This is a genomic window from Caulobacter sp. KR2-114 (assembly GCF_049446115.1).
Classification (GTDB): Bacteria; Pseudomonadota; Alphaproteobacteria; order Caulobacterales; family Caulobacteraceae; genus Acaudatibacter.
On record NZ_JBMSEC010000002.1, the window covers coordinates 1,167,857 to 1,182,598 of the forward strand.

At 73.9% G+C, this 14,742-nt stretch carries 14 protein-coding genes; 9 read left to right on the plus strand and 5 right to left on the minus strand.

Annotated features, from left to right (window positions below; translation table 11 throughout):
* Positions 1-45: 45 nt before the first annotated feature.
* The 6 genes from ACO2Q3_RS11780 to ACO2Q3_RS11805 all read left to right on the plus strand — a co-directional run bounded on the left by ACO2Q3_RS11780 (position 46) and on the right by ACO2Q3_RS11805 (position 6,869).
* Positions 46-1,356 carry a protein kinase domain-containing protein gene (locus ACO2Q3_RS11780; RefSeq protein ID WP_423306779.1) on the plus strand — a complete coding sequence of 437 codons (1,311 nt, stop codon included), beginning with the start codon at positions 46-48 and terminating at the stop codon, positions 1,354-1,356.
* Positions 1,353-2,570: a PP2C family serine/threonine-protein phosphatase gene (locus tag ACO2Q3_RS11785; protein WP_423306780.1), complete on the plus strand. Its 1,218-nt coding sequence runs from the start codon at positions 1,353-1,355 to the stop codon at positions 2,568-2,570. The genes ACO2Q3_RS11780 and ACO2Q3_RS11785 overlap by 4 nt, the downstream gene beginning before the upstream one ends.
* On the plus strand, positions 2,539-4,134 hold the full coding sequence (locus tag ACO2Q3_RS11790; protein ID WP_423306781.1) for a PrsW family glutamic-type intramembrane protease: 1,596 nt from the start codon (positions 2,539-2,541) through the stop codon (positions 4,132-4,134). Before ACO2Q3_RS11785 ends, ACO2Q3_RS11790 begins: the two co-directional genes overlap by 32 nt.
* Before the next feature lie 40 nt (positions 4,135-4,174).
* Positions 4,175-4,861, plus strand: a complete 687-nt coding sequence (locus ACO2Q3_RS11795; RefSeq protein ID WP_423306782.1) for a vWA domain-containing protein — start codon at positions 4,175-4,177, stop codon at positions 4,859-4,861.
* Between the two features lie 2 nt (positions 4,862-4,863).
* Positions 4,864-6,378, plus strand: a complete 1,515-nt coding sequence (locus ACO2Q3_RS11800; protein WP_423306783.1) for a tetratricopeptide repeat protein — start codon at positions 4,864-4,866, stop codon at positions 6,376-6,378.
* Between the two features lie 83 nt (positions 6,379-6,461).
* Complete coding sequence (locus ACO2Q3_RS11805; RefSeq protein ID WP_423306784.1) at positions 6,462-6,869, plus strand: hypothetical protein; 408 nt, start codon at positions 6,462-6,464, stop codon at positions 6,867-6,869.
* Between the two features lie 337 nt (positions 6,870-7,206).
* On the opposite strand, the gene ACO2Q3_RS11810 is transcribed toward ACO2Q3_RS11805, so the two are convergent.
* Together ACO2Q3_RS11810 and ACO2Q3_RS11815 are read right to left on the minus strand one after the other, a co-directional pair.
* The gene (locus ACO2Q3_RS11810; protein ID WP_423306785.1) at positions 7,207-7,884 is read right to left on the minus strand and encodes a GNAT family N-acetyltransferase; all 678 of its coding nucleotides are present in this window, start codon (positions 7,882-7,884) and stop codon (positions 7,207-7,209) included.
* Positions 7,885-7,992: 108 nt separating this feature from the next.
* A complete protein-coding gene (locus ACO2Q3_RS11815) occupies positions 7,993-8,748 on the minus strand; it encodes an SDR family oxidoreductase (protein WP_423306786.1) in 756 nt (251 codons plus the stop codon).
* Positions 8,749-8,885: 137 nt separating this feature from the next.
* Between ACO2Q3_RS11815 and ACO2Q3_RS11820 the strand changes: the two genes are divergently transcribed.
* From ACO2Q3_RS11820 to ACO2Q3_RS11830, 3 genes are all read left to right on the plus strand, one after another.
* Positions 8,886-9,776: a LysR family transcriptional regulator gene (locus tag ACO2Q3_RS11820; RefSeq protein WP_423306787.1), complete on the plus strand. Its 891-nt coding sequence runs from the start codon at positions 8,886-8,888 to the stop codon at positions 9,774-9,776.
* A gap of 214 nt (positions 9,777-9,990) precedes the next feature.
* Positions 9,991-10,479, plus strand: a complete 489-nt coding sequence (locus tag ACO2Q3_RS11825; RefSeq protein ID WP_423306788.1) for a cupin domain-containing protein — start codon at positions 9,991-9,993, stop codon at positions 10,477-10,479.
* Between the two features lie 185 nt (positions 10,480-10,664).
* On the plus strand, positions 10,665-11,909 hold the full coding sequence (locus ACO2Q3_RS11830; protein WP_423306789.1) for an MFS transporter: 1,245 nt from the start codon (positions 10,665-10,667) through the stop codon (positions 11,907-11,909).
* On the opposite strand, the gene ACO2Q3_RS11835 is transcribed toward ACO2Q3_RS11830, so the two are convergent.
* The 3 genes from ACO2Q3_RS11835 to ACO2Q3_RS11845 form a co-directional block, all read right to left on the minus strand.
* The gene (locus ACO2Q3_RS11835) at positions 11,906-12,226 is read right to left on the minus strand and encodes a PAS domain-containing protein (protein ID WP_423306790.1); all 321 of its coding nucleotides are present in this window, start codon (positions 12,224-12,226) and stop codon (positions 11,906-11,908) included. The two genes, ACO2Q3_RS11830 and ACO2Q3_RS11835, sit on opposite strands and share 4 nt — an antisense overlap.
* A 116-nt stretch (positions 12,227-12,342) precedes the next feature.
* Entirely contained in the window at positions 12,343-13,269 is a 927-nt protein-coding gene (locus ACO2Q3_RS11840; RefSeq protein ID WP_423306943.1) for a LysR family transcriptional regulator, read from the minus strand.
* Between the two features lie 99 nt (positions 13,270-13,368).
* On the minus strand, positions 13,369-14,718 hold the full coding sequence (locus ACO2Q3_RS11845) for an NAD(P)/FAD-dependent oxidoreductase (RefSeq protein WP_423306791.1): 1,350 nt from the start codon (positions 14,716-14,718) through the stop codon (positions 13,369-13,371).
* Positions 14,719-14,742: the final 24 nt, after the last annotated feature.

The window sequence follows — 14,742 nt, forward strand, 5'->3', positions numbered from 1 at the left end:
CGATCGGTCGAGGGAGTGGTTAACTGCCCCCAGGGGGCTGAAGACGTGAGCGACACCTTTCGCGTCATACCTGCGGGCTCGAGACTTCGCGTCGGTCGCACCGGCCGCGAGTGCCAGATTCGCGCCTATCTGGACTCCGGCTCGCAAGGGGCGGTGTACGAGGCGGGCATGGACGGGGCGTCCTATGCCCTGAAGTGGTACCACCCGGGCATCGCCGCCGACCCGCGGCTGCGCGCGCGCATCACCCGGGCGGTGGACCGCGGCGCGCCGGACGCCCGTTTCCTGTGGCCGCTGGCCGCGGTGGAGGCCGGCGCCGGGTTCGGCTACCTGATGCGGCTGCGGCCGGAGGCCTGCGCCAAGTTCTCGCGGCTGTTCTCGCCGCGCCCCGCCGAGCGGCTGGTGCTGTCGCTGCGCGACCGCGCGGCCCTGGGGGCGGAGATCGCCGGGGCCTTCTTCAGCCTGCACGCCAAGGGGCTGTGCTACCAGGACATCAATTTCGGCGCGATCTTCGTCGATCCGCAGCGGCTGTCGGTGCTGATCTGCGACAACGACAACGTCGACGTCGACGGCCAGCCGGCCACCGTGACGGGCACGCCGCGGTTCATGGCCCCGGAGATCGTCCGCGGCCAGGCCGAGCCGTCGGCGGACAGCGACCTGCACTCGCTGGCGGTGCTGCTGTTCTACCTGCTGTTCTTCCACCATCCGCTGGAGGATCTGGCGGCCTCGCAGCGGCGCATGTTCGCCCAGAGCGACGAGCGCGAGGTGTTCGGCGACCGGCCGGCGTTCGTGTTCGGCCCGGACGCCAGCCAGGCGGCGCTGGAAGCGCATGGGCTGGGGCCGCAGTGGCGGCTGTGGCAGGTGCTGCCGACGGGCCTGCGCCGGCTGTTCGAGCGCACCTTCACCGCGGGCCTGGTCACGCCCCGCGCCCGCGCCATCGAGACCGAGTGGACCGACGCCCTGCGCGACCTGCGCGACAGCTGCGTCGCGTGTTCCAGCTGCGGCTTCGAGGAGCCCTGGCAGCCGGCCGAGGGGCGCGCCTGCGCCTGGTGCGGCGATCCCCTGGCCCCCGCCCCGCGCCTGCACGTCGGCCGCGCGCGCATCGTCCTGACCCCGGGGGCGCGGCTCTACAGCGCGCGGCTGGGGCTGGGGCCGCCGGCGCCCGACGATCCCCACGTGGCCGGGGTGGTCGAGGGCGGGCCGGCGGAGCTGCTGGTGCGCAACCTGTCACCGTCGACCTGGCGGCTGCTGTCCCCCGACGGGCGCGAGAGCGCCGCCTCGCCGGACGCCTCGATCCCGGTGACCGTCGGCGATGTGCTGGAGTTCGGCGGCGCGGCCCGCGGGATCATCGAAGGGTGAGCGGCCCGGACGCCCGCGTGATCGCCGCGAGCGTCCGCGGGGCCGGGCACGTCCGGCGCGGCCAGCCCAACCAGGATTTCGCCGCCGCCGAGCGGCTCGACGACGGCGCCTGGGCGATCGTGGTCAGCGACGGCCACGGGGCGGAGCTGCACGCGCGCAGCGAGACGGGCTCGCGGCTGGCGGTGGAGGCGGCCCTGGCGGAGCTGCGCCGGATCGACTGGCGCGCCGCGGCCGGCGGCGGCGCGGCCGCCGCGCCGGCGCTGATCGACGCCATCGTCGAGCTGTGGCGCGACAAGGTCGAGGCCGACATCGACGAGCGGCCCCTGGAACCCGAGACGCTGGCCGCGTCCGAGGCGGCGGGCCTGGGGCAGTACGGGCCCTACGGCGCTACCCTGGTGGCCGCCGCCGTCCGCGGCGAGGAGATGCTGCTGCTGCAGATCGGCGACGGCGACCTCTATGTCCGCGGCCGTGACGGGCGCGTGGAGCGGCCGCTGCCGGACGACCCGCGCCCGGGCGAGGAGACCGCCTCGCTGTGCATGCCCAGTCCCCAGGCCGAGGCGCGCTGGCGCATCGCGCCGCGCCCGGCGCAGGTGCTGGCGTCCACCGACGGGTTCAGCAAGTCGTTCCCCGAGCCGCAGGAGGCGGTCGAGGCGGCCGGCGCGCTGCTGGACCGCGCCCTGGCCGGGGTCGAGCCGGCGACCCTGCAGGGCGACCTGTCGGCGCTGTCCGCGCGCGGCAGCTCCGACGACATCAGCATCGCCGCCTGGCTGGAACAGGCCGCCGGCGCGGCGGCTCCGGCAAGCGTGCAGCGGACCGATCCGCCGACGCCGACCCCGTCGCGCTGGGGGCTGTGGGCGGCGCTGGCGGCGGCCGTGGCGGGGGCGGCGCTGGCCTGGCGGGCCGGCTGGCTCGCCCCGCCGCCGAAGCCGCCGCCCGTCAATCCGCCCGTCGGCCTGCCGAGCGGCCCGGGGACGAGCGCGCCGGCGCCGCCGGACGTCCGCGGCGCGCCCTCCGACCGGCGGCCCGGGGCGCGCCATGGCGGCGCGCCCGGCGAGAAGGGTTCGGGCGCGAAGGGTTCGGGCGTGAAGGGTTCGGGCGTTGGGGGCTCGGGCCGGAAGGGCCCGGGGGAAGACGTGCATTCGGACGGGCATTCGGACGGAAAGCAAGGGGGCGCGGTGAGCGATGAGCCAAGCGATCGAAAGCCGGGCCGGTGAGGGACTGACCCGCTACGAGCTGTTTCCGTGGCTGCAGGTGCGCGCCTCCCTGGCGGAGAGCCGCAGTTTCTGGCTGCTGGTCGGCATCGCCGTCCTGTCGGGCATCCTGTTCGCGGCCAACGACAATCCCGCGCTGCTGTTCGAGAGCGAGGCCGCGGTGATCCTGGTCGGCTACGTGATCGCCCTGCGGGTGTTCCTGCGCGCCAGCATGACCCTGGTGGCCCTGGCCGGGGTGTTCGTGCTGGTGGTGGCGCTGATGGGCCTGCCGCTGGTGCACGTGCCCGGCAGCCAGGCCGAGCCCGGGCAGAGCGGCCGCGAGCCGCTGATCTATCTGTGGCTGTGGTTCTGGAAGCACTTCATCCCCGGCGAGGCGATCGCCCAGAAGGGCCCCCTGCCCGTCGCCTGGATGAACGAATTCCTGTCCAACCTGATCGCCGTCGGCATCCCGGAGGACACCTTCAAGCTGGCCCCGGTGGGACTGTTCCTGGCGCTGGGCGCCTGGCTGCGCTCGCGGGCCGCCAAGGGCTCGGCCGCCGCCGCGCGCTGGGCGCAGCGCTTCGACATGAGCCGGCCGACCACCCTGCTGATGACCGCCTTCGCCTCGGCCGCGGCCTTCGTCTACATGGAGACCGTGCACCAGTACGTGGTGATCTCCGACGTCCAGGGCGGCGCGCAGGTCGCCCGGGTGTTCCAGGTGCTGATCAACACCTTCGGGGCCGACAACATCGCCAAGGCGCTGGCCGGGGTCGACCCGCCGATCGATCCCAACTTCCTGGGCGTGATCGTCAAGGACTACGGCGCCTACAAGGGCGCCGAGCTGCTGCTGCCGCGGCTGCTGAGCTTCATGATGGGCCACGGCGCCTATGCGGCGATCGTCGCCTACGGGGTGATCCTGGCGCAGCGCCATCCGCGGCAGTGGTGGCTGGCCCTGGGCAGCGCCATCCTGCTGTCGGCGGTGCTGCACGCGGGGTGGGACACCTTCGCCTCGGAGCTGGCCATGGTGCCCATCGCGCTGGCCACCGGCTTCATCCTGCTGAGCCTCTGCATCCGGGTGGCGAACCTCGACCTGGAGGCCGGCTACGCCCCCGCCCCGATCGTCGGCGAGTCGGTGGTGCCGCGCGCGGCCAGGGCGCCCGCGGCCACGCCGCCCGCTCCCCCCGCCCAGGCGCCGCCCGCCAGTCCGCCCCCGGCCGCCGTCGCGCCGCCGAAGCCCGCCGAACCGGCGCGGCTGGAGCCGCCGCCATCGAGCATCGTCGGCGCCCTGGCCGTGAACTGCGCCGGCGCGCCGCCGCGCACGGTGCTGCTGCGCCGCGCCGAGGTGGTGGCCTTCACCGAGGAAGCGAAACTGGACCCGGAGCTGGAGGGGGTCAGCGTCGACGTGGTGGCCAGCCCCAACGATCCGCGCCGGCTGGGCCTGCGCAACGCCGGCTCGAAGACCCTGCAGGTCGCCGCGCCGGACGGGCGCGAGGCGGCGCTGGAGCCGGGGCGGATCGTCAGCCTGGTGACCGGCGCGCGCTTCTCGATCGGCGCCCTGCAGGCCGAGGTCACGGCGGTGGACGCATGAGCCGGCCGTCGCAACCCCCAGCCGTCCCGGGAGCGGGCCATTGACCTCAGCGGACCCCAAGACCTTCGACTTCTTCGGCGTCCAGCGGCGGCGCCTGCACCTGTTCTTCCTGATCGACTGCTCGAACTCGATGCAGGGCGAGAAGATCAAGAGCCTGAACTACGCCATGCGCGGCGCCCTGCCGGCGATGCGCAAGGCGGCGGACGACAACCCCGAGGCCGACGTCTTCCTGCGCATCCTCACCTTCTCCGATGGCGCGGCCTGGCGCGGCCCGGCGGCGCCGTTGCACGAGGCGGTGTGGGAAGACCTCAGCGCCGGCGGCCTGACCGACTTCGGCGCGGCCCTGGCGCTGCTGGCCGAGGAGCTGGACCCCGAACGGCTGCCCGGCCGCATCCTGCCGCCGGTGCTGATCCTGGTCTCCGACGGCCAGCCCACCGACGACTTCCGCGCCGGCCTGGCGAAGCTGGAGGCCGCGCCGCTGTGCGCCGCCGGCGCCGTGCGCACCGCCATCGCCATCGGCCCCGACGCCGACCCGCAGATCCTGCAGCTGTTCACCGGACCCGAGGGTGGCCCGCCGCTGGACGCGCGCGACGCCGGCGAGCTGGCCAACCGCATCCGCTGGGCCTCGACGGTGACCATCCAGGCCGCCGCCCGCGGCGGCGCGCGCGAGGCGCTGCGCACCGGCATCGACGCCGACAAGCCCGATCCGTTCATCTGGGACCAGTGAGCATGGCCGACGACGTCACCGTGGAAGCGGCTCTCAAGGAGCTGCAGGACAAGGGCGGCGAGGCCGCGCTGTTCGACGACGTGCGCTGCCGCGGCGTGCTGGCCGACCGCCTGCCCGACCAGCGGGCCCGCACCACCTCGGCGGTCACCGCGCTGAAGGCGGGGGTGGCGCAGCGGCTGAAGGACACGCCGCGGGAACTGGCCCGCGAGGCGGTGGCGCGCGAGATCGCCATGCTGACCCGCGACCACGCCGTGGCCCCCGCCTTCGCCACCGAGGCGGTGACCGCCTGGGCCCGGGTGCTGGGCCACGATGTGCCCGCCGCCGGCGGCGGTGGGCGCGGCGGCGGCGGCGGTCCGCCCCTGGCCGAGCGGCTGAAGGCGCTGTGGGCGAACAACGCCGTCAAGGCCGGCGTCGGCGTGGCCGCCGTGGCGGCGGTCTGGCTGGCGTTCTTCTCGCACCCGCGCGAGGCCTACCCGTTCGAACACTATGGCCTGACCCGCGACGAGTTCGCCGAGGGCACGCTGTCGGACATCACCGCCAAGGTGTTCAGCCACGCCGGGGCCGACGCCATCCAGACCAAGGCCCGCAGCAAGGACGCCCAGGCCGAGGGGCTGATGTGCATGCACAGCTACTACACCACCGGCGAGAACCCGCAGGACACGGTGCAGCTGTGCAAGGCCGGGGCGGAGGACAAGGATTCCTACGCCCGCTACGTGCTGTACCTGATCTACTGGAGCGGCGACGGCACGGGGGCGAACGCGGTGGCCGCCGACAAGCCTACGGCCGTCCAGTACCTCAAGGACGCCGCCGCGGCGGGCAATCCGTTCGCCCAGGTCGCCCTGGGCCTCAGCTACCGCAATGGCGCCGACCCGATCCCCAAGGATCCCGAACAGGGCTTCAAGCTGCTGCAGGCGGCCGACCAGCAGGGCCGGCTGCTGGGGCGGCTGTACGTCGGCGTGGCCTACCTGAACGGCCTGGGCGTGGCGAAGGACAACGCCAAGGCGCTGGCGATCTTCCAGGCCCTCGACCAGAAGAACTTCGGCGACGCCTCGTTCTATCTCGGCTTCATGGAATACGCCGGCCTGGGCCTGCCGGCCCCCGACAAGACCGCCTCGGCCGCGGCCTTCGCCCGGGGGTGGGCGCGCGGCGACGGCTGGGCCGGCCTGCGGCTGGCCGAGCAGCAGCTGCAGGGCGACGGCGTCGCGCGCAACATCGGCGCCGCCTACGACATCCTGCACACCCTGGAGGGCAAGACCGGCGACGACACCGACTTCGCGCCGATCGCCAGCCGGCTGCTGGGCGACATCTATTTCAACGGCTGGGGCCTGAACGCCCCCGACAAGGCCGAGGCGGCCAGCCACTACCGCAAGGCCTCCAACCGCGGCGACGGCGAGGCCAGCTACAAGCTGGCCGGCATGTACCAGACCGGCGACGGGGTCGGCGCCGCCAACGTCTTCGAGGCCTTCCGCCTGCTGCAGCTGGCCGCCCAGCAGGGCTATCACGCCCCGGCATCGTGACGGTTCGGGCCACGCGTTCGCGTTGCTGACACCGTCCGGCGCGTGCGGCGGCTAACCATCGCGGCTGCGGCCCAGGGAGACCCATGCCCAACCCCGAACGCGACATCGCCGAGAATGTGTTGCGGAGCGCCGGCCTGAGCGTCTCGCAGCTGGGGCTGCGGTTCGACAGGGTGGTGCTGCGCGTGCTGGGGGCGCTGCGCGCCGACGCGGAGGCGGCGGCGCCCAGGGGCCACGCGGTGCTGCTGACGATGACCGCGCCGATCCGCCAGCCGGCCGACACCGCCCTGGCCCTGCGCCCGGCGATCGCGGCCCTGGCCGCCGCGGGCGACGGCGAACAGGCCCTTACCGTCAATGGCAACGCGGTGCGGCTGCGCGGCGTCGAAGGCGTCGGCCGGGCCGCGCCGACGCTGGTCGGCTTCGTGCACAATCCCCAGTCCGACCCGGCCCGGCTGCTGGATCTCGGCGAGCGGTGGCTGCGGGGCGACGGCTGAGGCCTCTGCGCGAGAGAACCGGTCTTCTCCCCACTGGGCTAGCCGCTTCAAATATCTCGATGAGGCGTGCGCTCGTCCTTCTCCCCTTGCGGGAGAAGGTGGCCCGCGCAGCGGGTCGGATGAGGGGTTGGTGATCCTTCGAGACTAGCCCGCAGAGGCTGGGCGCCTCGCCAACCGGAAACGTTGCGTCCACCCCTCATCCGTCTTGCTGCGCAAGACACCTTCTCCCGCAAGGGGAGAAGGGCGACCACGGGGCCGCATCGAGATATGTGAATTTTGCCGGGCCACAGCGCGAACCTCCCCGAAGGGACTGTAGGGTCCTCCCGACGCCCCCCCTTTACCCTCGGGTCAGGCGGGTCATCAGCACGGTGCGGCGCAGGCGAAAGCCGAGGGTCTCGTAGAGGCCGATGGCGCCGTGGTTGTTGGCGTAGGCGTGCAGGAACGGGGTCTCGCCGCGGTCCAGGATGCGGCCGGCGACCAGGCGCATCAGCGCGGCGGCATGGCCGCGGCCGCGGTGGTCGGGGTGGGTGCACACGCCGCTGACCTCGGTGAAGCCGTCCGGCTTCATGCGCTCGCCGGCCATCGCCACCAGCGCTCCGTCGACGCGCACGCCGAAGAAGTCGCCCAGCTGATGGGTGCGCGCGAAGAACGGGCCGGGCCGGGTCAGGGTGGCCAGGGCCAGCATCTCCGGCCCGTCGGCGTCGCCCAGCGGCAGGATCGCGGCGTCCGGCGCCGGACCGGCGGTCAGCCGCTCGGCTACCATCTGCACCCCCGGATCCTGCGAGGCGACGGCCACGCCGGGCGCGTCGGTGGGCGGATCGGCCTCAAGCAGCGCCACGTCGCCCTCGGCGACCAGGGCGCCCAGCGCCGCCAGGCTGGCCTGGGAACGGTCCCCCACCGCGGCGAACACGCCGTAGGCCGGGTCGTAGCGCCGCGCGCCGCCGCGCACGATGGCCAGGGACGCCTGGCGCCCGGTGAGCGCCGACCAGACCGGTTCGTCGAGGGGAGAAGCCATGCCGTTCCCATAGCCCGGCCAGCCCGCTGCGGCCAAGAATGGCTGAGGGCGATGGCGGGGTCGCAGGCCTACGCCCCGCCGCACTGCGCCCCACCCCGCCGCCCCGCCTCAGACCTGCGCCATGCCGCCGTCGGCGAACAGCTCGGTCCCGGCGATGAAGCTGGCGTCGTCCGAGGCCAGGAAGGTCACCGCCCGGGCGATCTCGGCCGGGTCGCCCACGCGGCCCAGCGGCACCTGGCTGGCCATGCCGTCCAGCAGCCCCTGCTGCTGCGCCGCGTCGGGGCCGGCCAGCTCCACCAGGCCGGGGGTGCGCACCGGGCCGGGGCTGATCACGTTCACCCGGATGCCGCGGTCCTTCAGGTCCAGGGTCCAGCTGCGCGCCAGGTTGCGCACCGCGGCCTTGGAAGCGCTGTACAGACTGAACGCGGCCGTTCCGGTGGCGCCGGCAGTCGAGCCGGTCAGGATCACCGCCGCCCCGTCGCGCAGCAGCGGCAGCGCCTTCTGCACGGTGAACACCACCCCCTTCACGTTGCGCCCGAAGGTGTCCTCGTACTGCGCCTCGGTGATCGCCCCCAGGGGCAGCATCGAGCCGCCGCCGGCGTTGGCGAACAGCACGTCGATCTGCGCGTGGCGCTGCTGCACGGCGTCGTACAGGCGGTCGATGTCCTCCAGGCTCGACATGTCGGCGCGCACGCCGACGGCGCCGTGGCCGATCGCCTTGACCGCCTTGTCCAGCTCGGCCTGCCGCCGTCCGGTGACGAACACCGCCGCCCCCTCGGCCGCGAACGCCTGCGCGGCCGCCAGGCCAATGCCGCTCGTGCCGCCGGTCACCACCACCACCTTGCCCTCGAACCTGTCGCTCATCGTCGTGCTCCGTGTGTCTCGTGAAGCGGCGTCTCCCGCCGCCCGCAACAGATGCCATCGGGACAATGCTGGCAGTAGACGGCCCTCATGCTACTCAGAGTTCCACAAATGGAACGATGAGCCGGGAGCGAAGGGTGATGCGCGACCTCAACGACTACGCCCTGTTCGCCGAGGTGGTGAGCCACGGCGGCTTCGCCCCCGCCGGCCGGGTGCTGAAGGCGCCCAAGTCGACCATCAGCCGGCGGATCGGCGCGCTGGAGGGCCGGCTGGGCGTGCGGCTGATCGAGCGGTCCACCCGCCGCTTCCGCGTCACCGAGGTCGGCCAGGCCTTCTACGAGCGCTGCCGCACCCTGCTGCTGGACGCCGAACAGGCCGAGGCGGTGGTGGCCGAGGCCAAGGCCGAGCCGCACGGGCGGGTGCGCTTCAGCTGTCCCACCGGCCTGGTGGACAGCCTGTCGGCCGGGCTGCCGGCGTTCCTGGCGCGCTATCCCAAGGTGCGGCTGCAGGTGCTGGCGATGGACCGGCCGGCCGACCTGATCGCCGAACGCATCGACGTGGCCCTTAGGGTGCGCACCGAGCTGGTGTCGGACGCCGCCCTGACCATGCGCAGCCTGGGCCGCTCCAGCCGCATCCTGGTCGCCGCGCCGCAGCTGGCCGCCGCCTGCCGCGACCAGCCGATCGACGCCCTCGCCCGCCTGCCGACGCTCAGCCCCACCGACGAGCCGGGCGAGATCGAATGGACCCTGCTGGGTCCAGGCGGCGCGCGCCACGTCGTGCGCCACGAGCCGCGCATGACCTGCGGCGACTTCCGCGCCCTGCTGGACGGCGCCCGCGCCGGCCTCGGCGTCGCCCTGATCCCCGACCACATCTGCGCCCCGGACATCGCCGCCGGGCGCCTGGCGCGGGTGTTCCCCGACTGGGGCACCGAGGCCGGCATCGTCCACCTGGTGTTCACCACCCGCCGCGGCCTGCCCCCGGCCGTGCGCGCCTTCATCGACCACCTGGCCGGCTCCATGAAACTCAGCTGAGGACCCAGGCAGGCGGCACGAGGCGGCCGGTCCGGCAAGGTCGACAGGCGCCCCTCGCCCCACTCTGCGCACGGGGCGCAGGTCATCGGCCCAGTGCATGGCAACCATAACCTAAAGCGAATTCAGTCCAAGACGGCCCCGCCCTAGGTTCGTCCCTGTCGAAACGCGCTTCGGTGTTCCCGAAGCCCCCGCCAAACCTCAGGGAATCCGAACCATGATCCGCCCCAACGCCCTCCTCAACCTCGGCGTCGCCGCCGCCAGCCTCGCCGGCGTCCTGGCGATGTCCACCGCCGCCCGCGCCGGGGACTGCCCCGCCGCGCAGATGCGCCCGGACGCGCGCGCCTCCGGCGAGACCATGCCCAAGGGCGTGACCGACACCGAACTGTCGTCGCTGCCGCTGGCCCAGCAGATCCAAGGGCTCGACGGCCGCCGCCTGCGCCTGCGCCGGCTGGTGGTGCAGCCCGGCGGCGTGGTGCCGTGGCACAGCCACGCCGACCGTCCGGCCCTGATCATGACCCTGTCCGGGTCGATCACCGAGTACCGCTCGACCTGCGCCGTCGGCATCGAGCATCCCAAGGGCGACGTCGCCCGGGAAGAGACCGGCTATTCCCACTGGTGGAAGAACAACGGCAAGGTCCCCGCCGTGCTGATCGCCGCCGACATCAAGAACGACGGCGCCGCGCCCGACGGCGACCACATGTAGCCCGCTCGGGCCGGCCTTGCCGACCCGCTCCCGGCGACGGTTCGCCCCCTCGTTCGAACCCCGCCGCCGCCCGCCGCGCCCTCAGCCCCCCGGCGCGGCGGTCCAGGAAGGCGTGCGGCGCCCGGCGTCCCCTCGGCCGGCGCGTCGCACGCCTTTTCCGTTCCGTCCCCTTCCCGGAGCCCGCCATGAACCTCGCCTCCTCGCGCGACATCCCGCGCCCGCGCCCGGCCCGCCGCGCGGCTGGCGGCCGCAACCTGGTGGTCGGCCTGATCGGCTTCCTGACGCTGGTCGACCTGTTCGCCACCCAGGCGCTGCTGCCGACCCTGGCCCGCACCTATGCGGTGACGCCCTCGGCCATGGGCGTGGCGGTCAATGCCGGAACCTTCGGCATGGCCGCCGCCGGCCTGCTCGTCGCCCTGGTCAGCCACCGCCTGCCGCGCCGCACGGGGGTCGCCGTGGCGCTGGCGGTGCTGGCGCTCCCCACCCTGGGCCTGGCGCTGGCGCCGGACCTGGCGACCTTCGCCGGCCTGCGCGTGCTGCAGGGACTGTGCATGTCGGCCGCCTTCACCCTGACCATGGCCTACCTGTCCGAGCACGCCGCGGCCGAGGAGACCGCCGCCGCCCTGGCGGCCTACGTCACCGGCGCGGTGGCCTCCAACCTGGTCGGCCGGCTGGTCGCCTCGCAGGTGGCCGGCTCGCTGGGCCTCGCCGCCAACTTCCAGGTGTTCGCCGCGCTGAACCTCGCCGGCGCGGTCCTGGCCTGGCGCAGCCTGGCCCCGGCCCGGCTGCCCGCCGCCGGCCAGGGCGCGACGGTCCGCCCCCCGGTGCAGCGGATCGCCGCCCACCTGGCGACCCCCTGCCTGCGGGCATGCTTCGGCATCGGCTTTTCGGTGCTGTTCGCCTTCATCGGCGCCTTCACCTACGTCAACTTCGTCCTCGCCCGCGCGCCCATCGGCTTGCCGGCCATGGCCCTGGGCCTGGTCTATCTGGTGTTCGCCCCGTCGATGATCACCACGCCCCTGGCGGGCCGGATCGCCAACCGCTTCGGGCCGCGGCCGGCGTTCTGGGGATCGCTGGGCCTGGCCGGGGCGGGCCTGCCGCTGCTGGTCACCGGCGCCCTGCCGGCGATCATCGTCGGCCTGACCCTGGTCGGCGTCGGGACCTTCTTCGCCCAGGCGGTGGCGACCGGCTTCGTCGGCCGGGCCGCCCGCGACGACCGGGCCGCGGCCAGCGGGCTCTATCTGGCGGCCTATTACCTGGGCGGCCTGGCGGGGGCGGCTATTCTGGGCCAGGTGTTCGACCGGCTGGGCTGGCCGGCCACGGTGGCCGGCGTGGGCCTGGCCCTGGCGGCGGCCGCCGCCTTCGCCGCGCGGCTGCGCCCCGAGACCGCCGGCCAAGCCGCCTCCGCAGCGCCCGAACGGGCGCTCTAGTCGAACACCACCATCGCCCCGATCGCGCCGCCGTCCGGCGCGCGCAACAGGGTCAGCCGGCCGGGCCGTTCGGCGATCACGCCGTCGGCCTGCTGCGCCGGAAACGGGGTGGCCTGGCCCTCGACCTCGGCATGGCCCGACTGCATGGCCGCGCGAAAGCCGCGCCAGTGCGCCTCGCGGAAGTCGGCCGGGACGATCAGATCCAGCGTCTGGCCCAGCGCCGCCGCCGCGCCATGCCCGAAGGCCCGTTCGGCCGCGGCGTTCCAGAACACGATCACGCCGTCGGCGTCGGCGATCAGGGCGGGATGCTTGTGCACGGGGAGCCTCCAGGGTTGCACGGGTCGGCGCAGGGCGCCTCTAGTTCGCGGCGGCGGGCCGGCCGGTTACAGGCCCGCGCGCCACGGGCGCAGGTTTTCGCAGAGGCCCGCGGGCGTCAGGCCGGCGCGTCGGCGAGCGGCCGGTCGTCCTCGGGCATCGGCTCGAAGCGGGTTTTCGGCCACGGGAAGGTGCGGGCCTGGCGCACGAAGGCGCCGACTGCCGGCGAGTGGGGCCGCCCCCGCACGGTGACCAGCATGATGGTGCGGATGAACTCGGGATCGACCAGGCGGCGCACGACCAGACCCGGGTCGGTGACGCACAGCTCCGGAAAGAAGCCGAAGCCCATGCCGGCGCGGATCATCCCCTGCACCCAGTCGTCACGCTCGGAGGTGAACACCTTGCGCAGGATCACCCCGCGCGAGCGGAACTCGCGCTTGGCGTAGTCGTAGAGCTCGCAGTTGGAGCGGTTGACGTAGGCCTCGTCGTGCAGGTCGGCGCTGCAGACGACGTTCTTCGCCGCCAGCCGATGGCCGGGCGGCACCGCCACAACGAAGCGCTCCTTGAACAGCGGCAGGCTGTGGAAGCGCACGTCGGGGCCCTCCGGCAGGCCGAACAGCGCCATCTCCAGCTCGCCGGAGGACAGCATGTCCAGCAGCTCGCCCGCGGCCTTGTCCTGCACTTCCAGGTCGACGTTGGGATGGGCCGCGCCGAACTGGATGAACAGGTCCGACAGGATCTGCGGGCCGATGGTGCACATCACCCCCATCTTCAGGGTGGCGGTCTCCAGCTTGCGCAGGCTCCTGGCATGGCTGCGCGCCGCCTCGCTCTGGGCCTGGATGGTCTCGAAATAGGGCAGCATGATCCGCCCCAGCTCGGACAGGTGGGTGCGGTTGCGCTCGCGGTGGAACAGCGGGCCGCCCATCTCGTGCTCGAGCTGCTGGATGGCGCGGGTCAGGGCCGGCTGGCTGACGTTGGACTGCTCGGCGGCGCGCGTGAAGTTCAGCGTCTGGCTGAGCGCCAGGAAATAGCGGACCTGCTGCATCTCCACGGCGATCTCTCCTCGTCGCTTCTGGGACACGGCCGGACGACCGTCTCGGACTCCCTATTCGAACGCTTACAGCGAAGGTTACTTCAGCACCCGTCAGAGCGACGGGCAATCGCAGGTTCCGGCCACGTGGCCGTTGATCGGCTCGCCGGCCCGGTCGTCGCCGGTGATCAGCCGCGCGCCCCGCTCGAAGGTCAGGTACGACCACAGCCAGTCCAGGCCGACCTGGATCCGGTTGCGGAAGCCTACCAGAAAATAGATGTGCGCCACGCACCAGAACAGCCAGGCCGGGGTGCGGGTCAGCCTCAGGCCGGGCAGCTGCGCCACGGCCGCGCGGCGGCCGATGGTGGCCAGGGCGCCGGCGTCGACATAGCGGTAGGGCCCCGGTCCAGGGCGGCCGGCGACGCGACTGCGGATCACGCGGGCGACATGCTCGCCCTGCTGCTTGGCGGCCGGCGCTGTCCCGGGGGACAGCCGGCCGGCGGCGTCGGTCACGCGGGCGACGTCGCCGATCACGAACACCTCCGGCGCGCCGGGGACCGACAGGTCGCCCGCCACCTCCACCCGCCCCGCCCGATCACCCGCGACGCCCAGCCACGCGGCTGCCGGCGAGGCGCGCACGCCCGCCGCCCAGATCACGGTCGAGGCCTCGATGCGCTCGCCGCCGGCGGTCAGGCCGCCGCGGTCCATGTCGGTCACCGCCGCGCCCACCCGCACCTCGACTCCCAGCCTGGCGAGGGCCGAGGCGGCATAGGCCGAGAGGGCGGGCTGGAAGGTGGGCAGCACCCGCTCGCCCGCCTCGATCAGCAGCACCCGGGCCATGGCCTCGCGCACGGCGCGGAAGTCGCGGGTCAGCGCGCGGTGCGCCAGCTCGGCGATGGCGCCGGCCATCTCCACCCCGGTCGGCCCGGCGCCGATCACGGCGAAGGTCAGCAGGCGCCGGCGCTCGGCCGGGTCGCAGGCGGTCTCGGCCGCCTCGAAGGCGGTCAGCACCCGTCGGCGCAAGGCCACCGCATCGTCGAGGGACTTCAGCCCCGGGGCGAAGGCGCTCCAGGCGTCGTGGCCGAAATAGGCGTGGGTGGCGCCCGTGGCCAGCACCAGCAGGTCGTAGGCCGTGCGTCGCCCGCCGGTGATCACCAGCCGGCGCGCGGTGTCGACGCCGGTGACCTCGGCCAGCACCACCCGGACGTTGGCCTGGTCGCGCAGGATCGTGCGGATCGGCGTGGCGATCTGGTTGGGCGCCAGGCCGGCGGTGGCCACCTGGTACAGCAGCGGCTGGAACAGATGGTGGTTGCGGCGGTCGATAAGGGTCACGTCGACCGGCGCCCCGGCCAGCGCCCGCGCGGCCGTCAGGCCGCCGAAGCCGGCGCCGACGATCACCACGTGCGGCCGCGCGCGCGTCGGGGCGGCGGCGGCGCTGGCCGCCAGATCCTGCAGGGTGCGCATGGTCGTCTGCCTCCGCCGGTCGAC